The sequence below is a fragment of the Streptomyces sp. NPDC005262 genome (genome assembly GCF_042872425.1).
Classification (GTDB): Bacteria; Actinomycetota; Actinomycetes; order Streptomycetales; family Streptomycetaceae; genus Streptomyces.
In genome coordinates this window covers 19,203-44,612 of the sequence record NZ_JBIAKK010000004.1, presented here as the reverse complement: position 1 = coordinate 44,612, position 25,410 = coordinate 19,203, and the positions used below count along the sequence as shown (strand labels likewise).

17 protein-coding genes are annotated in these 25,410 nt (G+C 72.6%); 10 read left to right on the top strand and 7 right to left on the bottom strand.

The window, feature by feature from the left end:
* Window positions 1–162: 162 nt before the first annotated feature.
* From ACFYP5_RS13285 to ACFYP5_RS13270, 4 genes are all read right to left on the bottom strand, one after another.
* Entirely contained in the window at window positions 163–537 is a 375-nt protein-coding gene (locus tag ACFYP5_RS13285; protein ID WP_007262928.1) for an RNA polymerase-binding protein RbpA, read from the bottom strand.
* Between the two features lie 265 nt (window positions 538–802).
* The gene (locus ACFYP5_RS13280) at window positions 803–2,179 is read right to left on the bottom strand and encodes an MFS transporter (RefSeq protein ID WP_389034575.1); all 1,377 of its coding nucleotides are present in this window, start codon (window positions 2,177–2,179) and stop codon (window positions 803–805) included.
* Between the two features lie 47 nt (window positions 2,180–2,226).
* The gene (locus ACFYP5_RS13275) at window positions 2,227–2,991 is read right to left on the bottom strand and encodes a glycerophosphodiester phosphodiesterase family protein (protein WP_389034572.1); all 765 of its coding nucleotides are present in this window, start codon (window positions 2,989–2,991) and stop codon (window positions 2,227–2,229) included.
* Entirely contained in the window at window positions 2,988–3,689 is a 702-nt protein-coding gene (locus tag ACFYP5_RS13270; protein WP_389034570.1) for a YitT family protein, read from the bottom strand. Before ACFYP5_RS13270 ends, ACFYP5_RS13275 begins: the two co-directional genes overlap by 4 nt.
* A 102-nt stretch (window positions 3,690–3,791) precedes the next feature.
* On the opposite strand from ACFYP5_RS13270, the gene ACFYP5_RS13265 reads away from it, so the two are divergent.
* Window positions 3,792–5,291 carry a PLP-dependent aminotransferase family protein gene (locus tag ACFYP5_RS13265; protein WP_389034568.1) on the top strand — a complete coding sequence of 500 codons (1,500 nt, stop codon included), beginning with the start codon at window positions 3,792–3,794 and terminating at the stop codon, window positions 5,289–5,291.
* Between the two features lie 109 nt (window positions 5,292–5,400).
* Here ACFYP5_RS13265 and ACFYP5_RS13260 read toward each other — a convergent pair whose 3' ends face one another.
* Both ACFYP5_RS13260 and ACFYP5_RS13255 read right to left on the bottom strand, forming a co-directional pair.
* A complete protein-coding gene (locus ACFYP5_RS13260; protein WP_389034565.1) occupies window positions 5,401–7,017 on the bottom strand; it encodes a hypothetical protein in 1,617 nt (538 codons plus the stop codon).
* Window positions 7,018–7,054: 37 nt separating this feature from the next.
* On the bottom strand, window positions 7,055–7,249 hold the full coding sequence (locus ACFYP5_RS13255; protein WP_018103962.1) for a hypothetical protein: 195 nt from the start codon (window positions 7,247–7,249) through the stop codon (window positions 7,055–7,057).
* 308 nt (window positions 7,250–7,557) lie between these two features.
* Here ACFYP5_RS13255 and ACFYP5_RS13250 point away from each other — a divergent pair, with 308 nt between their 5' ends.
* From ACFYP5_RS13250 to ACFYP5_RS13210, 9 genes are all read left to right on the top strand, one after another.
* A complete protein-coding gene (locus tag ACFYP5_RS13250) occupies window positions 7,558–7,950 on the top strand; it encodes an ankyrin repeat domain-containing protein (RefSeq protein ID WP_389034563.1) in 393 nt (130 codons plus the stop codon).
* 218 nt (window positions 7,951–8,168) lie between these two features.
* Window positions 8,169–9,587 carry a HEAT repeat domain-containing protein gene (locus ACFYP5_RS13245; RefSeq protein WP_389034562.1) on the top strand — a complete coding sequence of 473 codons (1,419 nt, stop codon included), beginning with the start codon at window positions 8,169–8,171 and terminating at the stop codon, window positions 9,585–9,587.
* Window positions 9,588–9,728: 141 nt separating this feature from the next.
* A complete protein-coding gene (locus tag ACFYP5_RS13240) occupies window positions 9,729–11,039 on the top strand; it encodes a glycosyltransferase family 4 protein (protein WP_389034560.1) in 1,311 nt (436 codons plus the stop codon).
* Window positions 11,036–12,199, top strand: a complete 1,164-nt coding sequence (locus ACFYP5_RS13235) for a glycosyltransferase (protein WP_389034559.1) — start codon at window positions 11,036–11,038, stop codon at window positions 12,197–12,199. The genes ACFYP5_RS13240 and ACFYP5_RS13235 overlap by 4 nt, the downstream gene beginning before the upstream one ends.
* 242 nt (window positions 12,200–12,441) lie before the next feature.
* Window positions 12,442–13,389 carry an SGNH/GDSL hydrolase family protein gene (locus tag ACFYP5_RS13230; RefSeq protein ID WP_389034558.1) on the top strand — a complete coding sequence of 316 codons (948 nt, stop codon included), beginning with the start codon at window positions 12,442–12,444 and terminating at the stop codon, window positions 13,387–13,389.
* The gene (locus ACFYP5_RS13225; RefSeq protein ID WP_389034555.1) at window positions 13,386–17,060 is read left to right on the top strand and encodes a hydantoinase B/oxoprolinase family protein; all 3,675 of its coding nucleotides are present in this window, start codon (window positions 13,386–13,388) and stop codon (window positions 17,058–17,060) included. The genes ACFYP5_RS13230 and ACFYP5_RS13225 overlap by 4 nt, the downstream gene beginning before the upstream one ends.
* Window positions 17,061–17,155: 95 nt before the next feature.
* Window positions 17,156–18,682: a hypothetical protein gene (locus ACFYP5_RS13220; RefSeq protein ID WP_389034553.1), complete on the top strand. Its 1,527-nt coding sequence runs from the start codon at window positions 17,156–17,158 to the stop codon at window positions 18,680–18,682.
* A gap of 229 nt (window positions 18,683–18,911) precedes the next feature.
* Window positions 18,912–19,847 carry a hypothetical protein gene (locus ACFYP5_RS13215; RefSeq protein WP_389034550.1) on the top strand — a complete coding sequence of 312 codons (936 nt, stop codon included), beginning with the start codon at window positions 18,912–18,914 and terminating at the stop codon, window positions 19,845–19,847.
* Window positions 19,848–19,900: 53 nt separating this feature from the next.
* Window positions 19,901–24,751, top strand: a complete 4,851-nt coding sequence (locus ACFYP5_RS13210) for a hypothetical protein (protein ID WP_389034548.1) — start codon at window positions 19,901–19,903, stop codon at window positions 24,749–24,751.
* Between the two features lie 2 nt (window positions 24,752–24,753).
* Here the strand turns inward: ACFYP5_RS13210 and ACFYP5_RS13205 are convergent, their stop codons facing one another.
* The gene (locus ACFYP5_RS13205; protein ID WP_389034546.1) at window positions 24,754–25,218 is read right to left on the bottom strand and encodes a hypothetical protein; all 465 of its coding nucleotides are present in this window, start codon (window positions 25,216–25,218) and stop codon (window positions 24,754–24,756) included.
* Window positions 25,219–25,410 lie beyond the last annotated feature (192 nt).

The following is a 25,410-nucleotide window of genomic DNA, read 5'->3' as shown; positions in this document are numbered from 1 at the left end:
GTGGGTGTGTGGGGCGGGGCGGGGTGTGTGGGGGTGGGTGGCGGGGGGGGCGCCCCCCCCCCCCCCCCCCCCACCCCCCCCCCCCCCCCCCGGGGGGGGGGGGGGCCCCCCCGGGGGGGGCCCCCCCCCCCCGCGGCTCTGTCTGGATGCGGTGTTGTGCGGTCAGGCAGACTTCCTGCTGTCCCGCGGATGCACGGCAATGTTCATGGCTCCGGAGCGCAGAACCGCCAGCCTCTCGGCCAGCACCTCCTCCAGCTCCTCGCGTGTGCGCCGCTCCATGAGCATGTCCCAGTGCGTACGCGCAGGCTTGCCCTTCTTCTCCTCGGGGCCATCCCCGTCCACCAGGAGTGCCATGGCGCCGCACGCCTTGCACTCCCACTCCGGCGGAATTTCCGCCTCTACCGAGAACGGCATCTCAAACCGATGTCCGTTCTGGCATGCGTACTCCACCGCCTGGCGCGGGGCCAGATCGATGCCGCGGTCCGTCTCGTAGCTGGTAACCACAAGTCGCGTGCCGCGGAGAGCTCGCTCACTCATGAATCGTGCCTCCCGGGCTTGTCGCCCACAGGACAGGTGTCGCTGTCGTCGTCATCCGGTCAACGTCCGGTCGGCGGTAAAGATTCCCGTTGCCGGTCATGCGTCGCCCGTCGTGCCGCTGCTTTTTCAGGGTTGGGGTACCCACCAATGCCCGGTTTGTCACATCTGGCAGAAGTTGTCACCCAACGGTTTGGCTTCTTCCACTCGCAGTAACGGTCCTCCGGGCAGGCCAAAGGCGTACACTACCGGCCTTTTACTTCAACGTCTAAATCCGTTCCGGAACAGGATTCCCTGCAGCCGCAACGGCCTGCCTCACGGGCACCCTCGCGAGCAGTACTGAACCGATCGCGAAGAAGATCACCAACGAGATGATTGCATCCCGATAGCTGCCGGTCAGCTGATACGCGAGACCGAACACCAGTGGCCCCAGCCAGCTCAGTCCGCGGTCGCTCATCTCGTACGCGGAGAAGTACTCGGCCTCCTTGCCGCGCGGCACCAGATGGGAGAACAACGAGCGCGACAGTGCCTGGCTGCCGCCGAGCACCAGACCGATCGCCGAAGCCAGCACGTAGAAGAAGACCGGGGCGTCCGGCGGCAGGAAGTAGCCGGAGACGAGGATCAGGGTCCAGACGACGAGCGAGGCCAGGATCGTGCGCTTCGCTCCGTACGCCCGTGCCAGCCTGCCCATCCCCAGCGCCCCCGCCACGGCGAGCACTTGCACCAGCAGCACAGCGGTGATCAGCGTCGTCTGGTCGAGGCCGAGCTCCTCGGAGCCGTACACCGAGGCCTGCGAGATCACCGTCTGGATGCCGTCGTTGTAGACCAGATAGGCCAGCAGGAAGGAGAGCGTGAGCGGGTGGCGGCGCATGTCGCGCAGAGTGGCGCGCAGCTGCCGCCAGCCGGAGCCGACCGCGCCCTCGCCGCCGGGTGCAACCCGCCGGTCGCGCAGCCGTCGCAGCGGCACGAGGGTGAACGCGCCCCACCAGACACCCGCCGAGGCGAGACAGATCCGTACCGCGTCGGACTCGGAGAGACCGAACGAGTCGTGGCCCGTGTAGAGGACCAGATTGAGGACGAGGACGAGCGCCCCCGACGTGTAGCCGAAGGCCCAGCCGCGCGAGGAGACCGCGTCGCGTTCGTCGGGCCCGGCGATCTGCGGCAGATATGCGTTGTAGAGCACCATCGACACCGAGATCGAAGCGTTCGCCACGATCAGCAGGAACGCGCCCAGCAGATAGCGGTGGCCGTCCAGGAAGAACATTCCGGTCGTCGCCGCCGCGCCCACATACGCGGCGGCCGCGAGCAGCGGCTTCTTGCGGCCCGTACGGTCGGCGGCGGCGCCCACGACCGGCATCACCACCACCGCGACGACGACGGACACCGAGACGGCGTAGGCAAAGAGCGAACCGGCGCGTACCGGGATGCCGAGAGGGCGCACGAAACCGTCGGCGTCCGCGGCGGCCTTGGCTATCGACGTCAGATAGGGGCCGAGGAACACCGTGAGGACGCTGGTCGAGTAGACCGAACACGCGAAGTCGTAGAAGTACCAGCCGCGTTGTTCGCGTCTGCGGCCCTCGGCGCCGGCAGCCCCGGTGGCGCGTTCCGGCGTCGGCTCTGCGGTGTCTGCGGTCTCGGCGCTCAACCCGCACCCCCCTCGTGTCTCCCCGTGGCGACGCCTCCGGGCCGGCGTCAGGCCCAGGCCCCCCGCTCGCTCAGCACCGTACGCAGCGTCTCGATGTGATCGGTCATGATGCCATCCACACCGAGATCGAGGAGCGCTGCCATCCGCTCCGGTTCGTTCACCGTCCAGACATGCACCTGGAGTCCGCGCGCATGGGCCTCCCGGACGAAGCGCCGGTCGACCACTCTGACCCCGTTCTGGCTCTCCGGGACCTGCGCGCACACCGCTCCGGAGCGCAGCGCGGCCGGTATGCCGTACGAGCGCAGCCGCAGGCCGAGGACGCCGCGGACACCGTACGAGGTGGCGAGCCGGGGGCCCGCGAGGCGGTGCGCCCTGGCGACCCGGGTCTCCGAGAACGATCCGACGCACACCCGGTCCCAGGCATCCGTCCGGCGGATCAGATCGATCAGCGGGTCCAGGGCCGGCTCGGCCTTGATGTCCACGTTCCAGCGGGCGTCGGGGAATTCCTCCAGCAACTCCTCGAACAGCGGCAGCGGTTCGCGGCCCGCCACCCGGGCCTGCCGTACCTCGCTCCACGGCAGGTCGGCTATCCGGCCCCGGGAGTCCGTCACCCGGTCCAGGGTGGTGTCGTGGAAGGCGACCAGGCGGCCGTCCGACGTCGTGTGCACATCGGTCTCGAAGTACCGGTAGCCGGCCTCGGCGGCCCGGCGGAATGCGGCCGTCGTGTTCTCGATCCCGTCCGCCGCTCCGCCGCGGTGGGCGAACGGGATCGTCACGGGATGGTCCAGATACGGGTGGCGTAGGGAGGTCACTGCGGAAGTATGGCCTCCTCCGGTGACGGTGCGGTGACGGCGGTGGTGCCGGACTCCGGCGCGGGGGCGACGGCCCGGCCGGCGGGCTCCGCCCCGGGGACGGCGAACACACGCAGGAAGAGCTGGGCGAGCGGGCCGATGCTGAGCGCGTAGAGGACCGTACCCACTCCCAAGGAGCCGCCGAGCACGAAGCCGGTCGCCACCACCGCCACCTCGATCGCCGTGCGGACCGTCCGGATCGAGCGGCCTGTGCTCCGGTGCAGTCCGGTCATCAGTCCGTCGCGCGGACCGGGGCCGAACCGCGCCGCGATGTACAGCCCCGTCGCGACACCGTTGAGCACGATCCCCGCGACCATCACCGCGATCCGTCCGGCGAGGCCGTGCACCCCGGGGACGAGGGCGAGCGTGCCGTCCATGGCGAGGCCGATGGCGAAGACGTTGGAGACCGTCCCGAGACCGGGGCGCTGCCTCATCGGGATCCACAGCAGCAGGACCGCCGCACCGACGATGATCGCGACGACTCCGATGGAGAGCCCGGTGCGCTCGGCGAGGCCCTGGTGCAGCACCCCCCAGGGTTCGAGGCCGAGCCCGGCGCGGACGAGAAGCGCCGAGCTCACTCCGTACAGGGCCAGACCCACGTACAGCTGGACCAGCCGCCGGGTGAGATGCGTCCCGCGCGGGACGGCGGTGTTGGACAAGATGTGCTCCCTGGTGTGGTGGCAGTGGACCGACGCATGACACTCTGGGGCGGGGTATTGGCTACCAACTATGGCCAATCCGAGGAAGGTGGACTGATTTTCATGGCGCAGTGGACTTCGGCCGTCGGTGCCGCACAGCTCGCCCGGCAGCTCCAGGCCCAGCAGCAGAGGCCCATGGGCCCCGGCGCCCGCAGGCCGCCCGCCTACCGCGCGCTCGCCGACGGCATTCGGCTGCTCGTTCTCGAGGGCCGGGTGCCGGTCGCCGCCCGGCTCCCCGCCGAGCGTGAACTGGCGCTCGGCCTGTCCGTCAGCCGCACCACCGTCGCCGCCGCCTACGAGGCGCTGCGGGCCGAGGGGTTCCTGGAGTCCCGCCGCGGCGCCGGGAGCTGGACCGCGGTGCCGGCGGGCAATCCACTGCCCGCCCGTGGTCTCGAACCGCTGCCGCCGGAGTCGCTCGGTTCGATGATCGACCTGGGCTGTGCCTCGCTGCCCGCGCCCGAACCCTGGCTGACCCGTGCCGTCCAGGGGGCCCTGGAAGAACTGCCGCCGTATGCGCACACCCACGGCGACTACCCGGCGGGGCTGCCCGCGCTGCGGCAGATGATCGCCGACCGCTACACCGAGCGCGGCATCGCGACCATGCCGGAACAGATCATGGTCACCACCGGTGCGATGGGCGCGATCGACGCCATCTGCCATCTTTTCGCGGGGCGCGGCGAGCGGATCGCGGTGGAGTCCCCGTCGTACGCCAACATCCTGCAGCTGATGCGGGAGGCCGGCGCCCGGTTGGTGCCGGTGGCGATGGAGGAGGGGATCGGCGGCTGGGACATGAACCGCTGGCGGCACGTGCTGCGGGACGCGGCCCCCCGGCTCGCCTACGTCGTGGCGGACTTCCACAACCCCACCGGCGCGCTCGCGGACGAGAACCAGCGCCGGGCCCTGGTGGACGCGGCCCGATCCGCCGGGACCGTCCTGGTCGTCGACGAGACGATGAACGAGCTCCACCTGGACGACGATGTCGAGATGCCGCGCCGGGTCTGCGCCTTCGATCCGGCGGGCAGCACCGTGCTCACCGTCGGCTCGGCCAGCAAGGCATTCTGGGCCGGCATGCGGATCGGCTGGGTGCGGGCCGCTCCGGACGTGATCCGCAGCCTGGTGTCCGCCCGGGCCTACGCCGACATGGGCACTCCCGTGCTGGAGCAGCTCGCGATCAACTGGCTGATGCGTACCGGGGGCTGGGAGGAAGCGGTGGCGATCCGCCGCGGCCAGGCACGGGAGAACCGGGACGCGCTGGTCGCGGCGGTGCGCCGGGAACTGCCGGAGTGGGAGTTCGAGGTGCCGCGCGGTGGGCTGACGCTCTGGGTGCGCACGGGCGGACTCTCGGGGTCGCGGCTTGCCGTGGCGGGCGAGCGCGTGGGCGTGCGGGTGCCGTCGGGCCCGCGCTTCGGTGTCGACGGTGCCTTCGAGGGGTACGTACGGCTGCCGTTCACGGTCGGCGGGCCGGTGGCGGACGAGGCGGCGGTGCGGCTCGCTGCGGCGGCGCAGCTGGTCGGGTCCGGGGCGAGTGCGGGGGCGGAGGCTCCGAGGACCTTCGTCGCCTGATCGCGGACGGGCCCGATCGCCGGCACGGCCACATCGCTGTGGGCGGGTGGAGGCGGCCGGCGGATCGCACGATCCGCCGCCCGGCCGCCCCACCCGCCCCTTCGTAGGCCTACTCGCTGAGCGTCAGTTGCTCGGCCTTCAGGACGTGCTCCGCCGTCAGTGCCGTCTCCGCGGGCAACGGCTCCGGACTTGTCGGTTCCGGCACCGTCGCCTCGACCGCCGTCGGTCGCGCGGGCAGCAGATCGAGCACCGCCTGCCGGTGTGCCTCGCTCGTCGCGTCGTCGTACGGGTCCGGTGTGGCCGGTACCTGGAGCCGCAGCACCGGGCCGGTGCCGAGCCGCGCGTATCCCCGGCCGGGCGGGACGTCCGGTGGCGGGGTGGTGTGCGGCTCCAGGCCGAGCACGGATTCGACCTGGTCGCGTGTGCAGGGACCGAGGACGACCCGGGCGCGGGTGTGGGTCCGTACGGTCTCACCGAGCGTGTCCAGGCTGTCGAACTGGTCGGTCGTCACCACGGTGACATTGGCCGCCCTGCCGTGCCGCAACGGCACCTGAAGCAGTTCCTGCGGGTCGGGCCGGCCGTCCACGGCCGCGAGATGGCCGAGGACGCTGGGCCGGTCCAGCAGGATCCAGAGCGGGCGCTTGGTGTCCTCGGGCGGGGGATGTCCCGCCTGCCGGGCCCGGTTGGCGGCGATCAGCCGCCGCTCCGTCTCATGGGCCGCCCACTCCAGGGTGGCCAGCGCACCGGCGAGTCCGCACTCGACGGCCAGCACCCCGGTACGTCCGGTCAGGCAGCCGTACTCGCCGGTTCCGCTGCCTTCGACGATGAGGATGTCGCCGTGCTGGAGGGACTGCAGGGCGATGGAGCGCATCAGCGTCGAGGTGCCGCTGCCCGGCTGTCCGACGATCAGCAGATGCGGCTCCGTGGAGCGGGCGCCGGTCCGCCAGACGACCGGAGGGGCGTCCCGGGTCTCCTCGCCGTCGATGACCGGCACCTTTCGCTGCACCGCGTCGTCGTCGGTGAAGCCCAGCACCGTCTCCCCGGGCGTGGTGACGAAGCGCTGGGCGGCGATGGAGGTGGGCAGGGCGTCCAGGACGCTCATCACGAGCTGGTTGGCCTCCTCGTCCCAGGCGAAGTGGTACTCGCGGCCGCGGCCCGACTTGGCGTGCAGCAGCTGTTCGATCCGGATGCGGGAGGCGGCCTCGCCGTCGGTGAAGTACGCGGGGTACGCGACCTTGAGCCGGGTGACGCGTCCGTCGCCGTCGAACTCGTAACCGCTGAACGCTTTACCCCAGTCGCCGCCGTGGGAGAACAGCGGACTCGGGTCGTCGGCAACCGAGAAGTACGGCACGAGCGCCTCGTACAGGGCCTGCAGCCGCCCGGTCTCGGTCTTGCCGGGACCGGTCTTCACCGGCGTACGCTCGCGCCCCTTCCATGCGGCTGCGCCCATCACCGCGGCCAGGGCGAGCAGGGGCCCGTACGGGATGAGCGCCACCACGAGTACGCAGGCCGCGACGAGGAACAGCGTGGGACCACGCCGCTCCTTGGGTGTCGCGGCCCACTTCCGCCGTCCTGCGCCGGCCAGCAGCCGCAGACCACGAGTGATCCTGATCAGCGGATGAAGGACGTCGGTGGCATTGTCGACGGCCGTGCGCGCGAGCTCGCGACCGCGAGTGATCGAAGCGCTGCCGCTGTTCAGAATGCGGGGGAGTGGTCGCCGGGCCACGTCGGTCTCCTGAAGGGTGGGAGCGGGTCGCGGGGGGTCAGAACTTGATCCCGCCCAGCAGGCCGGCCAGGCTCGCTCCGCCCGCGGTGATGCTCGGGGCGATGGCGGTGCCGGCCAGATAGAAGCCGAACAGGGCTGTGACGAGGGCGTGCGACGCCTTCAGGCCGTCCTTCCTGAAGAACAGGAAGACGATGATGCCGAGGATGACTACGCCTGACATGGAAAGGATCATGAGTGGTTCTCCTGTTTGGGGGGACAGTCACCATGAGTCCTTCCAGCCTCACAAAAAGTATCTATAGGATAAAAGGTGCAATGGAGTGAAAGGTCGTTGTTTTCACTGGAACGGCGGACAGACGAACGCGGCTCGGGCGGAACATCCGGCACGGCGTACCGCCCTGCCTCACTCGGCGTGATCTTTGCCACGGCCGGTCCGGGCCATGTGCGCCGCGGAGCAGTACCCTGTCGATTCACTCGTACGGCCCCCGTGCCGTACGGCCCACCCGGTCAGCAGCAGCGAGTCAGTGGAAGGCGGTCCGTCCGATGAGCGAAGTCCCAGATCCCGAGGTCGTGGAGCTGGCGACCAAGGTCTTCGACCTGGCGCGCCGCGGGGAGACCGAGACGCTCGCCGCGTATGTGGATGCCGGTGTGCCCGCGAACCTGACCAACGACCGGGGCGATTCGCTGCTGATGCTCGCCGCCTATCACGGGCACGCCGAGGCGGTCACCGCCCTCGTCGGCCGTGGCGCCGACCCGGACCGGGCCAACGACCGCGGGCAGACGCCGCTCGCCGGAGCCGTGTTCAAGGGGGAGGACGCGGTGATCGAGGCACTGCTCGCCGCAGGTGCCGACCCGGCGGCCGGAACACCGTCCGCGCTGGACACCGCGCGCATGTTCGGCAAGGCCGACCTGCTGGAACTCTTCGGCCCCCGCTGAGCGGGTACGCGGTAAATGTGGTCGCGGTGACGAAATGGCTGGGTCATCATGACGTCGCGGGCCCGATTCGGGCCACCGACGAGAGGCAGAGGAAGATGGTCTACACCAAGCAGAAGACGGCGGTCGGCCGATCATGTTGCTGCGCGGCGTAGTGCCCACCCGGCACTTGGAACTGCACAGTCCCGGTTGCGTCGACAGCTTGATGTGAGGCTTTCCCCATGTTCGATCCGTTCATAGCGCCGAGCGGCACCCTGCTCGGCCTGCTGCAGAGGGGCCGCGGCGACGGCACGCTCCACGCACTCGCCGCACCACGCGCCGAGGCCCTCGCGGCCCTCAACCACTGCGTCCTGAGCGATCCGCGTCACGACTGGCAGGTCGAGAACCGCTCTCTCTACTACGCACGTCTGTATCTCGACCTCGACGGTGGCATCGAGGAGATCGAGCAGCACCTGAGCGATCCGGACGACCACATCGACACCGACGACTCGCGGACCGGCCTGGCCCTCGCGGTCCTCGGCCACCTCGCCTCGTACGGTCGCTCCGACGCCCTGGCCCTGCTGCGGCGGTACGCGGCGACCGGCGCCAACTGGGCGTGGGCCCTCGACGAGCTGGCCCTGCGCGACGACGACGCGGGACTCCGCACGCTCGCCGTGCCCGTCCTGGCCCGGTTCCCGGACACCGAGGAGGGCGCCGCCGAGCTGGCGGCCGCCGTACGGGACGCCTTCGAGCCCCGGCCCTGGCGGCTGTGGGCGGACGATCCGCGCGAAACGGTCGGAGCCAGGGTCAGGTCCGCCTCGGAACAGGGCTCGTTCGACCGCTGGCAGCGACAGATGCGCCCCGGCGGCCCACGCCCCGGCTGGAGCGTCCAGGCCGTCTTCGACTGGGCCCAGCAGGGACTGGACCGCGGTACCCCACTTCACGTACCGGCCGCCCGCTGCCTCACCGCCGTCGCCGGACCCGACGACCGGACGGTGATCGTCGAGGCTGCCCGCAGCGGCCCGGAAGGCGCCCGCTGCGCGGCTCTGCACTACCTGTCCGAAGCCAGGGACCCGGCCGTGCTCGACCTGATCGAAGTCGCGGCGGTCGGCCCCTCGCGCACGGTCGCCGACGCGGCCGTCGCCGCCTTCGAGCGGATGTGCGGCGACGCGGCAGTGGACCGGGCCCGGATCTGGGCCCGCCGGCCCGACGCGCTCGGCGCCTCCGCCGCCGGTGTGCTCGCCTGCCGGGGCGACGACCAGGACGCACCCCTCGTCCTCGCCGCTCTGCGCGACGCCGTACGGGGCGAAGGGCCGGACGCACCACGCCTGTGGACTCTCGTCGACGGCACGGGCCGGCTGGGCATCGCCTGCGCCGCACCCGTACTGCGCCACGTCTACCGGGAGACGTCCTCCTCGCATCTGCGCGGCCGGGCGGCGCGCGCACTCGCGGCCACCGACCCCTCATTCGCCACCGGCTTCGCCGTCGAATGCCTGTGGGACTGCGAGGAGACCACGCGGGAGGTCGCCGCACTCCACGCGGAGACCGGCGACATCAGGGTCGCCGAACGGCTGCGCCGACTGGCCGCCGACCCGGCCGAGGAGGCCGAGGTACAGACCGCGGTACGCAGCAGGATCGGACCCGACACCCCGGCTGTCTGACCCGAGGCACGCACAGCAGGGCGCAGCGCTTCGGGGGAGCGCGGCGCACCCTGCCACCGGACGTCGAACGCTCACTGGACGTTCCCCGGGTGGAAAGATCCAAGTCGGCCGCGTCACGTCCGGTGCGACGACAACACGGGTATGCGTGTCGTCATCGTCACCGAATCCTTCCCGCCCGATGTCAACGGCGTGGCCCACTGCACCATGCAGACCGCCCGGCACCTTGCCGCGCGTGGCCATGAACCGCTCGTCATAGCCCCGGCCACGGCCGGCGCGACGGCCACATCCCGGTCCTCCGGCACTCCGTGGAGGCCACCCACCGGCAGTGACTCCGCGGGGCCGCCGGCTGCCTCGGCCCCCTACCCGGGGGCCTCCGGCACCCGGTGGCGGCCGTCTGCCGGCAGTGACCCCGCACGCCCTCCGGCCTCCTCGACCGTGTACCCGGGTACTTCCGGCAACCCCGACATCTTCGAATCGGCCGCGCCCTGCCCCGTGGTGCGCGTTCCTTCCCTGCCCCTGCCCGGCTACTCCCAGGTCCGGGTGGCACTTCCGAGCCGTCGGCTGATGGCCGCCCTCACCGCCCACCGGGCCGAACTCGTCCACCTCGCCGGACCGTTCGTGCTCGGCGCACGCGGCATGGCGGCCGCCGCCCGGCTCGGGCTGCCTGCCGTGGCCGTCTACCAGACCGACCTGGCCGGCTACGCCCGTACGTACCTCGGAGCCGGCGAGAGCACCGCCTGGCGCCGGATGCGCGCGGTGCACAGCGCCGCGGACCGGACCCTCGCTCCCTCATCCGCCGCCGTCCGCGACCTCACCGAGCACGGTGTGGAGCGGGTGCGGCTCTGGCCGCGCGGCGTCGACACCGTACGGTTCCGGCCGGAACTGCGAGACGAGGCGTTGCGCCACCACCTCGCGCCCGGCGGCGAGAAGATCGTCGGATACGTCGGCCGGCTCGCCCCGGAGAAGCACGTCGAGCTCCTCGCCGGCGCCTGCCGGCTGCCCGGGGTGCGGGTCGTGGTCGTCGGGGACGGCCCCAGCGGCGCATCGCTGCGAGCGGCCCTGCCCGGAGCCGTCTTCCTCGGCCGCCGGACCGGGGAGGACCTCGCCCGGCTGTTCGCCTCGCTGGACATGTTCGTGCACACCGGCCCGTACGAGACGTTCTGTCAGACCGTGCAGGAGGCCATGGCCTCCGGCGTGCCCGTCATCGCCCCGGCGGCGGGCGGCCCGCTCGACCTCGTCGACCACGGGAAGACCGGCCTGCTGGTTCCGCCGCACGACGTCGACGCGGTCCAGGCAGCCGTCGGCGCACTCGCCGCCGACCCCGCGCGCGCGGCGGCCTACGGGCGGGCCGGGCGGACCATGGTCGAGGGCCGGACATGGGAAGCCGTCGGCGATCAACTGCTGGACCACTACGACGAGGTGCTGCGCGGCCGGACGGCGGTGGCCGCATGACCGGGCGCGAGCAGGGAAAGACCATTGTCCGCCTGGCGAACTTCGTCACCCCGTCCTCCGGCGGACTGCGCACCGCCCTGGACGAACTCGGCCGCGGCTACCTCGCGGCCGGGCACGATCCGGTACTCGTCGTGCCCGGCGACAGCGCGAGCGATGTACGCACCGCGCAGGGCAGGGTCATCACCCTGCCGGGACCGGCGCTGCCGGGCAGCGGCGGCTACCGCGTACTGGCCGGCCGCCGCACCCTCCGGCACCTCCTCGAAACGCTGCGGCCCGACCGCCTGGAGGTCTCCGACCGCACCACCCTGCGCTGGACGGGCGAGTGGGCCCGCCGCGCCCGGGTGCCCGCCGTGATGGTCTCCCACGAGACGGCGGACGGGGTGCTGCGCACCTGGGGCGTTCCGGCCGGCGCGGCCGCGCGGACCGCCGACCGCCTCAACACGCTCAGCGCACACGCCTACACCCGGATCGTGTGCACCACGGAGTGGGCGGAGCGCGAGTTCGTCCGGATCGGCGCACGCAATGTGGTCCGCGCCCCGCTCGGCGTCGACCTGCGGCGCTGCCGCCCCGGCCGGCGCAGCCTGGTCCTGCGTGCCCGGCACGTCCGCGGCCGGTCCGTGCTCCTTCTGATGTGCTCCCGCCTCTCGGTGGAGAAACGGCCCGGCCGGGCCCTGGACGCGCTCGCCGCTCTCAACGGCCTGGGTGTGCGTGCGACGCTGCTGGTCGCCGGTGACGGGCCGCTGCGCGCGGGGCTGGAGAACCGGGCGCGGGAGGAGCGGCTGCCGGTCGAGTTCCTGGGGCATGTGCGGGACCGCGAACGGGTGGCGGATCTGCAGGCCGCGGCCGACCTCTGCCTGGCCCCCGGCCCCGCCGAGACGTTCGGCCTCTCGGCCCTGGAAGCGCTGGCCTGCGGCACCCCGGTGGTGGCGAGCGCGAGCTCCGCGCTGCCGGAGGTGATCGGCGAAGCGGGAGTGGCCGCGGCGGACACCGGCGAGGCATTCGCCGCCGCCGTACAGGAGTTGCTGGCGCGCCCGGAGGAGGGGCGGCGGGCGGCGGCGAGACAACGCGCCGAACTCTTCGGCTGGGACCGCTCGGTGGCGGCGTTCCTGGCCGCCCACGAGGTGGCGGACCGGGGCGGGATTCCGGGGGTGCGGGCATGACGGGGGCGGCGGTGCGGGTGGCCACGCCGACGGCGGGGGCGACGGCGGCCGTGCCGGTGCCAGGGGCGCCGGCGCCCGTGTCAAGCTCTGCGTCGGCCCTGGTGCCCGTGACGGGGGCTCTGTCGGTTCCGCCCGCGGCCGCGCCGACTTCCCTGTCGGCTCGCGTATCCGTGACAGAGGCTCCGCCATTGCCGCCGGTGTCGCCCGCGCCCGCCGCACCTTCCGTAACGGCATCCCTCCCGGTGACGGCCGCTCCGTCTGCAGGGCCCGAACCACCTGCGCGGACCGGCACCCCCGATCGTCCGATCCGGTTCGCCGCGCTCGGCGACTCGTTCACCGAAGGCATCGGCGATCCCGTCCCCGGCGGCCGTCGCGGCTGGGCCGCCTTGCTGGCGGCCGGGATCGGGAACGGCCGGCGGGGCGTCGAGTTCCGTAACTTCGCCGTCAGCGGTTCGCTCTCCAGCGACGTCCGTGACCGGCAGGCCCCGGAGGCCGCCGCTTTCCGTCCCGACCTGGCCTCCGTCGTCGTCGGCGTCAACGACACCCTGCGCCGGTCATTCGACATCCGGCTCCTCGCCCAGCGGCTGGACGAGGTCTGCGCGCTCCTGACCGACGGCGGGGCCGTACTCCTCACGGCCTGTCTGCCCGATCCCGGCGCCGTCCTCGGACTGCCCCCGCCCCTCGGCCGGCCGCTGGCCCGGCGGCAGAGTGCGGTGAATGCCGTGGTTCATGCGTTGTCCACCCGCTACGACGCCGTCCATCTGCATGCCTCGGACGGGGAGTGGGTCTCCGACCGTTCGCTGTGGAGCGCCGACCGGCTCCATCCGGCCGAGCGCGGTCATCGCACGGTGGCGGCGGACTTCCATGGGCTGCTCGTCGCCCGAGGTCTGGCCCTCGGCACCCCGCCGGGGCGTGAGCCGGAGCAGCCGCCGCCGAGCCGTACAGACTCGTTGCTCTGGCTGGCCACGGCGGGCACCGGATGGCTGGTCCGCCGGAGCACCGATCTGCTGCCCCAACTGCTCTGCCTGGCAGGAGCGGAGATACGGCACTGGGCGCGCGGCACGAGCGCACAGCTGGACCGGCGGTCCGACCAGGCACTGCAGGGCGCGCTCGACACGGTCACCTTGAGAACTCCGCCCGCCGTGCCGCCCGCCCCGTTGCCGGTGCCGCACGTCACTATGGAGGGGTGACTGGACGCTGGGAGTTCTGGATCGACCGTGGCGGAACGTTCACCGACGTGGTGGGCCGCGATCCCGACGGGCGGCTGGTCACCCGCAAGCTTCTCTCGCACGATCCGGACCGCTACCGGGACGCCGCAGTGGCCGGGATCCGTCTGCTGCTGGGCCTCGGCCCCACCGACCCGGTCCCCGCCGACCGGGTCGGCAGCGTGAAGATGGGCACGACCGTCGCCACCAACGCCCTGCTGGAGCGGCGCGGCGATCCGACCGTCCTGGTGATCACCGAAGGGTTCCGCGACGCCCTGCGCATCGCGTACCAGAACCGGCCGCGCCTCTTCGACCGCCGCATCCTCCTGCCGGAGGCCGTCTACGAGCGGGTGATCGAGGTGCCGGAGCGGATCGACGCGCACGGCCGGACCCTCACACCCCTCGACCTGGCAGCGACGGCCGAGCAGTTGAGAGCCGCGTGGGGCGACGGATTCCGCAGCGCGGCGGTCGTCCTGATGCACGGATACCGGCACCCCGCCCACGAGACCGCGGTCGCGGCCGCGGCCCGCGAGGCGGGCTTCACCCAGGTCAGCTGCTCCCACGAGGTGAGTCCGCTGATCAAGCTCGTACCGCGCGGTGACACCACCGTCGTCGACGCCTATCTCTCGCCGATCCTGCGGCGGTACGTCGACGAGGTCGCCGGTGAACTGGACGCCGTCCGGCTGATGTTCATGCAGTCCAACGGCGGACTGCGCGAGGCCGCGCACTTCCGTGGCAAGGACGCCGTGCTCTCCGGTCCGGCAGGCGGAGTCGTCGGCATGGCCCGCACGTCCGAACAGGCCGGATTCGACCGGGTCATCGGCTTCGACATGGGGGGTACGTCCACCGATGTGTCGCACTACGCAGGTGAGTTCGAGCGCGAGCTCGGTACCCGGGTCGCCGGGGTGCGGATGCGCGCCCCCATGATGAACATCCACACCGTCGCGGCCGGCGGCGGCTCCGTCCTGCACTTCGACGGCCGGCGCTACCGGGTGGGACCGGACTCCGCGGGGGCTGTCCCCGGTCCGGCCTGCTACCGCCGCGGCGGGCCCCTCACCGTCACCGACGCCAATGTCATGCTCGGCCGGGTCCACCCCGCACACTTCCCCGCCGTCTTCGGACCGGACGGCGACCTGCCGCTCGACGCCGACGTGGTGCGCGAGAGCTTCGACGAACTCGCCGACGACGTGGCCCGGGCCACCGGAACGCGACCTGCCGCCGCCGAGGTCGCCGCCGGTTTCCTGGAGATCGCCGTGCTCAACATGGCGAACGCGGTCAAGAAGATCTCCGTGGAGCGCGGCCATGACATCACCCGCTATGCCCTCACCTCCTTCGGCGGCGCCGGCGGCCAGCACGCCTGCGCGGTCGCCGACGCGCTGGGCGTCGACACGGTCCTCGTACCGCCACTCGCCGGGGTCCTGTCGGCGTACGGCATCGGTCTCGCGGACGCGACCGCCATGCGCGAACAGTCGGTCGAGGCGGAACTGGACGACGAGGGGACCGGGACCCGGCTGGCAGAGCTCCACGACGACCTGGCCGCCCGCACCCGCGCCGAACTGCGCGCCGACGGCCTCACGGACGATGTGATCAGCACGCACGCCCGGGTGTACCTGCGCTACGCGGGTACGGACGCGAGCCTGCCGGTCGACCTGGACACCGCGCCCGCGATGACGGAGGCGTTCACGACCGAACACCGCGCGCGCTACGGCTTCACCATGGACCGACCGCTGCTCGTCGAGGCGCTGTCGGTCGAGGCGACCGGCGCGGCCGGCCGGCACGTACCGCACCCGGTGGACCGGAGGGCACGTCAGGGCGCGCCGCAACCGCATGACACGGTACGGATGTTCGCCGACGGCCGATGGCGGGACACCCCACTCCACCGGCGCGCGGCCCTGCACCCGTCGGACACCGTCACCGGCCCCGCCGTGATCGCCGAGGCCGACGCCACCACCGTCGTCGATCCCGGCTGGCAGGCCACCATCGGCGACACCGGCCATCTGCTGCTCACCCGGGTCCGCCCGCGCCCCGGCCGGACCGCGATCGGTACGCGGGTGGACCCCGTCATGCTGGAGGTGTTCAACAATCTCTTCATGTCGATCGCCGAGCAGATGGGCGTACGCCTGGAGAACACCGCCCACTCCGTCAACATCAAGGAGCGGCTCGACTTCTCCTGCGCCCTGTTCGACGCGGACGGGAACCTCATCGCCAACGCCCCGCACATTCCGGTGCACCTCGGCTCGATGGGGGAGTCCATCAAGGAGGTGCTCCGGCGCAACGGCACCACGATGCGCCCCGGCGACGTGTACGCCATCAACGACCCGTACCACGGAGGTACGCATCTGCCCGACGTGACCGTCGTGACGCCGGTGTTCGACGGACACGGGACATCCGGCGACGGTCGCGCCGGGCTGCGGTTCCTGGTGGCATCACGCGGCCACCACGCCGAGATCGGCGGCATCACACCCGGATCCATGCCCGCCTTCAGCCGCACCATCGACGAGGAAGGGGTGCTGTTCGACAACTGGCTGCTGGTGAGGGACGGCACATTCCGTGAGGACGAGACCCGTGAGCTGCTCACCGGAGCCGTCTACCCGTCCCGCGATCCCGACACCAATCTCGCCGACCTGCGCGCCCAGATCGCCGCCAACGAGAAGGGCATCGCCGAACTGCGGCGCATGGTGGACGAGTTCGGCGCCGGGGTCGTCGACGCATACATGGGCCATGTGCAGGACAATGCCGAGGAGTCCGTACGCCGGATCGTCGCGGAGCTGCACGACGGTTCGTACCGCTACGAGACCGACAACGGCGCAGTGATCGAGGTCGCGCTGACCGTGGACCGTGACGCCCGCAGCGCCGTCGTCGACTTCACCGGCACCTCACCGCAGCAGCCCGGGAACTTCAACGCCCCGAAATCCGTCGTCATGGCCGCGGTCCTGTACGTCTTCCGGACCCTGGTCGCCGACGACATCCCGCTCAACAGCGGCTGCCTCAAACCCCTCGAGGTCAGGATCCCGGAGGGCTCGATGCTGGCACCCGTCCATCCGGCGGCCACGGTTGCGGGCAACGTGGAGACCTCCCAGGCCGTCACGGGCGCGCTCTACGCGGCGCTCTCCGTCCAGGCGGAGGGCTCGGGCACCATGAACAACCTGACCTTCGGCAACGACCGTGTCCAGTACTACGAGACGGTGGCCAGCGGCTCGGGCGCGGGCGACGGCTTCGACGGCACCGACGCCGTGCAGACCCATATGACCAACTCCCGTCTCACCGACCCCGAAATCCTCGAATGGCGCTACCCGGTGCTTCTGGAGAGCTTCCGGGTACGCGACGGCAGCGGGGGAGCGGGCCGGTGGCACGGCGGCTGCGGGGTGGAGCGCAGACTCCGCTTCCTCGAAGCCGTGACGGTGGCGCTGCTCTCCGGACATCGCCGCGTCCCGCCGTACGGCATGGCGGGCGGCGAACCGGGCGCGCTGGGCGGCCAGCACATCGAGCGTGCCGACGGCACAAGAACGGTCACCCCGCTGAAGGGCTGCGATACGGCCGATCTGGCGCGCGGCGACGTGCTGGTCCTGCGCACTCCGGGGGGTGGAGGGTACGGAGCCGGGGAGCGCGGGAACCCGTCGGCGCCGGAGCCGGAACGACTGCCGCAGCACGGCTGACCGACCGTGTTGTGGGGGCCCGACCGACGGTGGGGCAACCGGTAGCTTCTGCGCCGTTTCGACCGTTGTCGGTGCGAGGACCTAATCTGTGCAGCGTGACTTCGCCTGCCTACACGGACAACGCTGCGCCCCAGCTCAGCGCGGGGCCGCGGCCCGCCCCGGGCCCGGCCGCCGACGAGGGGCTCTCACGGCGGCTGCGCGCGCTCGCCTGCACGGCGCCGCTGCACGACCTCGACGTGCGCAAGGCTAATCTGGCCGGTGAGTACACGGTCTACGCGATGGCGGAGGTCGCGCTCGCCGCGATCGACCAGGTCACGCTGCACATGGACTTCGACACGGGCGCCGACCACGAGCAGATAGTGGCCAAACTGCTCCCGCGCGTCGCCGCCCAGGCCCCGCGCCGCCCCGTGGCGGAGCACGAGCGCGTCGCCCGCTGGGTGCTGGAGAACCTGATCAATGTCGGAAGCGTGGACCGCGGCTTCCGCGCGGTGTACGGCACTTTCGGACCCGACGGGGTGTATGTCCGCAGGGACTACGACTTCAAGCTGATCGAAGAGGTCCCCGGTTACGGCGGCAGCGTCTATCTGAGGGCGACCGACGAAGCGGTCAACGTCCTGGTCGGAGCCCTCGACACGGACGTCACCAGCGCCCAGATCGCCGCCGAGGTGAAACTGGAGGTCCTGATCAGCCGGGGCCGCCTCGCCGACGCGCAGCTCGCCGCCGAACAGGCCCGCTATCGCACCGTGCAGTACGCGGAGACGCTCCGAAGGACGCTGGAAGCGACCCGGCGCAACGTCAGGGCCGTCGACTGGCTCAACTCCGTGCCCGACATGATCGACGAGGCACTGGACCACGTGGCCGACCGCTACCGCCACGAGAATGCGATCCTCACCAACATCCGCAAGGCCCGGGACGAGGCGGAGGACCCCGAGCACAAGCGCCGCGCCGCCGAACTCGTCGACATAGTCAAGGACTGCATCCGCCGCCACACCCAGCTGCAGTCCCGCCTGCTGGAGGCGGGACCGCTGTTCCGTGCCGAGCAGGACCGGCAGGCGTTCGCCACCCCGACGGCCAGGGCCGGTCTCGACCTGTACGGCCAGCTGGTCGCCCCGCTGCTGCCGCTCCCCGTCGAACAGGCCACCCGCGTCACCGACGCGTTCTTCGCCCACGGCACGGGGCTGCGCACGCCCACATCCGTACGGGTGGCCGACCTGGTCGACATGCTGCTCACCCCGCCCCTGGAGCGTGAGCATCTGGGCGCCGAGATGCCCGAGCCGGATCTGATCGCGACCCCGGACGACAGCAGGTTCAGCGAGGAGCAACTGGCGAGCGCCATGAATCTCCTCGATCTGGAGCACGACGCACCGCGCCGGCTCTCCGGGCTCCTCGCCGAGGCCCGGCGGAGCGATCCGGACCTGCCCTATCTGGTCGCCCTGCTTGCGGTCCACGCCGCATCCCCGCCGGTCGGTACGGCCTACCGGCAGGGCGAGCGGCGACTGCTGTTCGCCGTCGACGACGGAACCGAGCTCGACGACCCGGAGTTCGGCGGCGCGGACCTGATCGTGGGCATGGCCCTGCTGGACGCGGCCGGTATGGCCGCGGACCGCTCGGAGGCGTCATGAGCGGGCCGCGGCGCCGGGGCCGCCCCGGCCCCCACCCCGGTCACCATGGATCGGGTCCCGGCCACCGCCACTCCTCTTCCGGTCCCCGACGGCCCGGACCCGGTGACCGCCGAGCCGGGGCCGGCGCCCCACGGCTCGCGGTCAGGACGGCACCGTTCCCGACGGACACCGGCAGAACCCGCGCCGTCCATCCCGTACCACCGATCTTCCGCACCGAGGAGCGACCGTCGTGAGCGACCACCGCGCAGAGCACACCGACGCGTGGAGCGAGCCGACCGCCGGGTACACCACCGTCGGGTACGCGCCCGACGGCGACGCGGCCCACGAGACCGCGGCGCCCGCCGCCGTCACGCCGGCCGACGCGGCCGACGCGGCCCGGCTCGTCGCCTTCGGGCTGCAGCCCAAGCTGCTGCCCGCCCGCGACGCCGAATACGCCGAGCTGCTCCGCCGCTACCGGGAAGAGACCCCCTTCGCCCGGCTCGCCGACGCCGTGGCCACCGGACTGGGTCTCGTCGTCCTGGAGGTGTCCACCCGGGCGGGCATGGCCGTGACGGCGGGCGAGGACTCGGTCTTCGCCGTCCGCATGGGCGACTATGCCCGCCGCGCCTCGTCCGACTCCGCCGACCGCTTCCTGCACGGACTGGCCCACCTCGCCGTCGCCGCCATGGCCTTCCCGCGCCCCGAGGACCTCGCCGACGACGCGTACATCGGCCGGATCACGGTCAACGGCATCGACGCGTTCGTACGCCAGGCCTGCCACCGTCTGGAGGAGCGGGCCGAGGAACACGGCGACAACACCGACCCGGTGACCGACGCCCCCGGACTGGAAGCGGCCTGGCGGATCTACGCCCGGCGCAGCGCCACCGGCGCGACGAAGGACGCCCGGCGACTGGCCGGCTCCACCACCGGCATCGTCGGCAAGGCCGTCGCCTTCCTCACCGACTCCGGCTTCCTCCAGCGCACCGGGGACGACGCCGGGGGTGCCTTCCGCACCACGGCCCGCTACCAGCTGCAGGTCCGCGACATGGCGGGCACCGCGGCCATGGCCGAACTGCTGGAGCTCGGCGTCGTACCGGTCACCGACGGAACGGCGACGCTGCTGCTGCCGCCCGACGGCGACGACCTGGAGCTGGCGGCCGACGCCGGTCTGCCCTTCCACACCTGAGCACCCCCACCGCCGCCCCACTCCTGCTTTCCGAACGACGAGAGTCCGCCGCCATGTACGAGCTGTCCCGGGTCCGCCTCTACTCCATCGGGCCTGCCGGTGCGCGCTACGCCGACACCGTGCTTGACCTGCGCGGAGTGGGCGAGCCTGTGCCCCACCCCGCGCCGGCCCAGGCGGAGTTCTTCGAGGAGGAGCCGGTCGGCCCGCCGCGCCGCCCCGCGCCCGCCGGTGTGCTGTTCCTGGAGAACGGCGGCGGCAAGTCGGTCCTGCTGAAACTGATCTTCTCGGTGATGCTGCCCGGCCACCGCAACACCCTGGGCGGTGCCAGCTCCGGCGTACTGCGCAAGTTCCTGCTCGCCGACGACTGCGGCCATGTCGCCCTGGAGTGGCAGCACACCCTCACCGGCGAGTGCGTGGTCGTCGGCAAGGTCAGTGAATGGCGCGGACGGCAGGTCTCCAACGACCCCCGCAAGTTCGCCGAGGCCTGGTACTCATTCCGCCCCGGGCCCGGGCTCAGCCTCGACTCGCTGCCGGTCGCCGAGGCGACCGCCGTCGGCCGCCCCGTCGAAGGCGCCTCCGGCGCCCATGGCAGGCGCCGCACCATGAAGGGTTTCCGGGACGCCCTCACGGACGCGGGCAAGTTCTACCAGCACCTCGACGTGCACTGGGAAGAGATCCACGACCGGTGGAACGAGCACCTCGGAGACCTCGGCCTCGACCCCGAACTCTTCCGCTACCAGCGTGAGATGAACGCGGACGAGGGCGAGGCCGCAGGCCTCTTCGCGGTCAAGAAGGACTCCGACTTCACCGACCTGCTGCTCCGCGCCGTCACGGACACCCGCGACACGGACGGCCTCGCGGACCTGGTCAGCGGCTTCGGCAACAAACTGGGCCGCCGGGCCGAACTCACCGCGGAGCGTGACTTCACCGCAGGCTCGGTCGATCTGCTCGGCCGGATCGTCGAGGCCGCCGACACGCGGTCCCGCACCCGCGACATCCACGCGGGTGCCGAGCGCCGCACCCGCACCCTGGCCCGCAGGCTCTCCGCCCGGGCCGCCGAGGAGCGAGGCCGCGCCGCAGACCTCGCCCAGCAGGTGACGGGCGCCGCCCACACGGTCGGTGCCGCCGAGGAGGCGCGTAGCCGCAGCGGCCTCATCGCAGCCGAACTGGCCTACCGTCACGCGTCGCTGGCGCTGGCCGCAGCGGAGAAGGGCGCCGCCGCCCAGCGCCGAGAACTGGTCGAGGCCCGCACCCTGCACTCCGCCTGGCAGGCAGCCGAAGCCGTCCTCCGCCACCGCGCCGCCGCCGACCGGTCCGCGCGTGTCGCCGTCGCCATCCGTGAGGCCGAGCGCGACGCCGCACCCGCGCTCGCCGCCCGCGCCACGGCCGCCGCCGACCTCGTACGCGCCCTGCACACCGCCGCGGAGGCCGGCGAGCAGGTGGCCAACGAGGAGGAGGAGCGCTCCGACACCCTCCAGGCCGCCGGCGAGACCGCCCACCGGGACGCCACCACTGCCGCCACCGAGGCCCAGCGCGCCCGCAGCGAGGCCGGACATCTGCGCCAGCGCCTCGCCGAGGTCGAGCAGGAGACCGCCGAGGCCGTACGGGCGGGCTGGCTCGACAACACCGCGCCGGACGCCGACCCGGCGCGCGCCGCCCTCGCCGCGAGCGACGCCGAGCAGTCCACCGTCGCCACCTGGAACACGGCCAGGGAAGCCGCCGGCGCCGCGGCCGACCGGGCCAGGGAAGCGGCGGCCACCGAGAGCCGTGCCGAACTCGCCGCGGCGCGTGCCGCCGACGCCGCGCAGGCCGCGGAACAGTCGTACGAGGCCGAGCTCAGGGCCGCCGAGTCGATCGCCGCCGACCACCGCCTGGCCGACCTGCTCAGCCTGCCCCCGACCCCCGGCACCGGAGTACCGCGGCCGCGCCGGGGCACCGGCGGAAGTGAAGCGGGCGCGGCTGCGGACGCCACCGACTCCCATGCCTCCGGTGCGCATTCCGCATCCCATGGCCGGCCCGGTGACGGAACGGGCACCGCGGCCGCCGGATCCGACCGGCAGACAGCAGTCGCCGATCACGCACTCATCACCGACCACACCGTCAGCAGCGAGCAGCCGCTCACCGCCGAGGAGCTCGACCGCAACGCCGATGAGCTGCGGGACCTCCTGGACCAGGGCATCACGGCCGCCGAACGGCGCCTCTTCGAGCTGCGCACCGCGGCCGCCGACGACTCCCGCATCCTCGGCGCGCTCGGCGACGGCGGACTGCTGCCGCCCGGCCCCGACGTCCTCGCCACGGTCGAATATCTCGGCGAGCACGGCATCCCGGCACTGCCCGGCTGGCGCTACCTCGCCCAGGCCGTCGACCCCGCCGACCACGCGGCGGTGCTCGCCGCCCGTCCAGAGCTCGTCGACGGCGTGGTCATCACCGACGCCGATTCGCACACCCGCGCCCGCGAAGTCCTGGGCAGCGCCGCCCTGCTGCCGCGCTCCGCCGTGGCCGTCGGCACCGCCGCGGCGCTGCTCGCCCCGGTACCGGCCTCCGGTTCCGGCTCCGAAGTGGACGATGTGTTCCTCGTCCCGCCGAACCCGGCCATGCACGACGAGCACGCCGCCGACGAGGAACGGCAGGCACTCAGGAGCCGGGCCGCCGCCCGGGACGAGGACATCCGCACCCTCGCGGCCCGCCTCACGGGGGACCGGTCCCTTGCCGCGCGCATCGGTTCCTGGCGTGCCGACTGCCCGCCCGGCATGCTCGCCGAGCTCGCCGAAGCCGCCCGCACCGCCCGCACGGCCGCCGAGACGGCCCGGGCCGTGCTCGCCGAGGCCCGCACCGCACGCGCCGAGGCCGACGAAGCCGCCGCCGACACCGCCCGCGTCCGCGACGAGCGACAGGAGGCCGCCCAGCGCGCCCGCCGCGTCGCCGACGTACTCGCGGGCCTGGCCCACCGGCTGCGCGAACGCGCCGACTGGCAGACCAGACTGCGCGAACTGGTCGAGGAGGCGGCCGAGTCCGAAGCCCGCGCCACCGTCTGCCTGGAGCGGGCCCGCGCCGCCGACGAGGACCGCAGGGCCGCCCAGCGCGCCGCCGACGACGCCCGCCGCACCGCCCGCGCCCTGCGGGCCGAGCGTGCTGAGATCGCCGGCGCCCCCGAGAACATCCCGGAGCCCGAGGGCGACGCACCTCGCCCTGCCCTCCCCACTCTGCGGGAGGCCTACCGGGCCGCATCCCAGCTGTACGAGAAGGTCGGTGTCGGCGCCGACCTGCGCGCCGAACAGGCCCGCGCCGAGAGCGACGAGAGCGCCGCCCTCGCCGAGCTGGACCGGCTCACCAACAAGGTCCGCACCCGCGCCGCCCAGCTCCTCGAAGGCACCGACGGCGCCGACGGCCCGTCCCGGCAGGCCGCCGCCGCCCGGGCCGAGTCCCTGGTCCAGCTGCTGGAGACCCGGGCCTCCACGGCGAGCGAGCAGCTCGGCCGACTGCGTGGCGAGTCCGAGCGCCTGGCCCCGGCCGACGGCGAGGGCCACCACACCGAGCTCCCCGACGAGCTGGTCCCCGCCGATGCCGAGCAGGCCCAGACCCTGCTGCGTACCGCCACAGCCGAACTCGGCACCGCAACCGGTTCCCTGGACACCGCCCGCGCCGCACACGCGGAGCTGCTGCACGCCCACCGCACCGCCGAGGCCTCGGCCGGTGGCTTCGACGAGACCGCGGCCCTCCTGCGCGACCTGCTCAGGGACCACGGCACGGACGACGACCCCGAGTCCCCCGAGCCGTACCCCGGCAGCCTCGACGAGGCCCGGCAGTCCGCCGCCGAGGCCCGCCGCTCACTGCGCGGCTGTGCCGCCGACCTCTCCGCCGCCGAGAGTGCGGTGCGCGAGGCGAGCGATGTGCTCGTACGGCACGCCAACTCCACCCGTTACGAACAGGTCCGTACCCCGGCCCGCCAGCAGATCCGCGAACTCCCGGCCGCCGCCCTTCCCGAGCACGCCGAGAAGTGGGCCGCCGCCTTCGCACCCCGCCTCCGCGTCCTCACCGATGAGCTGGCCCAGCTGGAGCGCAACCGCGGCTCGATCGTCGACCGGCTCCGCGGACTCGTGGAGTCCGCGCTCACCACCCTCCGCTCCGCCCAGCGGCTCTCCCAGCTCCCGGAGGGGCTCGGGGAGTGGTCCGGCCAGGAGTTCCTCCGGATCCGCTTCGAGGAGCCCGACCAGGCGACGCTCACCGAGCGGCTCGGCGAGGTCATCGACGATGCCACTCGCGCCGCGCTCAGGAAGAACTCCGATCTGCGCCGCGACGGCATGTCCCTTCTGCTGCGCGGCGTACAGGCGGCGCTGGAGCCCAAGGGCATCGCCGTGGAGATCCTCAAGCCGGACGCGGTGCTCCGTGCCGAACGCGTCCCGGTCGGGCAGATGGGCGACGTCTTCTCCGGCGGCCAGCTGCTCACCGCCGCGATCGCGCTCTACTGCACGATGGCCGCGCTGCGCAGCAACGACCGGGGCCGTGACCGCCACCAGCACCGCCATGCGGGCACGCTCTTCCTGGACAACCCCATCGGCCGGGCCAACGCCACGTATCTGCTGGAGCTCCAGCGAGCGGTGTCGGACGCCCTCGGCGTACAACTGCTCTACACCACGGGGCTGTTCGACACGACGGCGCTCGCCGAATTCCCGCTGGTCATCCGGTTGCGCAACGACGCCGACCTGCGGGCGGGCCTGAAGTACATCAGCGTGGAGGAACATCTGCGCCCCGGTCTGCCGCAGCAGGATCCGAACGGCGAGACGGTGCACGGCGAGATCACCGCCACCCGCATGTTCAAGCGCACACCGAGTGCGCCCGATGTGTCAGCGACGCCGGAGACCCCTCAGCCACCCCGGTCTCCCGGAACCCCCGCCGGCGACTGACCTCAACTCCGCACCGGGGCGCGTGCTCCAGCCCGTGACAGGCTGCTCGCGCCCCGGCGGCTTATCCGTGCGGCCTCCCGCTCCGCCGCCCTCGCCACCCGTCGCGCCGCGCGCCGCTCCCGGCGCAACCGCCGCGCCGAACTGCTGGGCACGGACACCACACCGTTGCGCTGATTCCAGACCTGCCGGGTCACCCACACATCCAGCACCGACCAGGTCGCCACCACCGTGCTGCCCACACTGCTCAGCAGCATGGGGAACGCCAGCCAGGAGCCCGTCATCGTGCTCAGCAGGGCCACCATGGCCTGAATGATCGTCAGTGACATGACGAGCACAGCACGCACGGCCGCCGTACGGACCGGATCCGGCATCCGCCGTCGCACCGCGGGCTCCTCCACCCACAACGGCTGCCGCGGGATCCATGTCCCGCCCGCCGACTTCGCACTTCGACGCTCTTCCGTGTCCAAGGCTCTCAACTCCCCACCGCTGTCCGCCTTCAGAGCTGCTGCCCGGCATGCGCCGTTTCTACGCAGGCGAGTGGAACCATCCTGTGCCACGCGCTCCCCGCGATCCCTCTCCCTCGTACAGACAGACGAGTGACCGGCGGCGAAGATTCCCCTGAGCCCTCGCGGAACGAAGAGTTCCAGCCAACTGCCGGG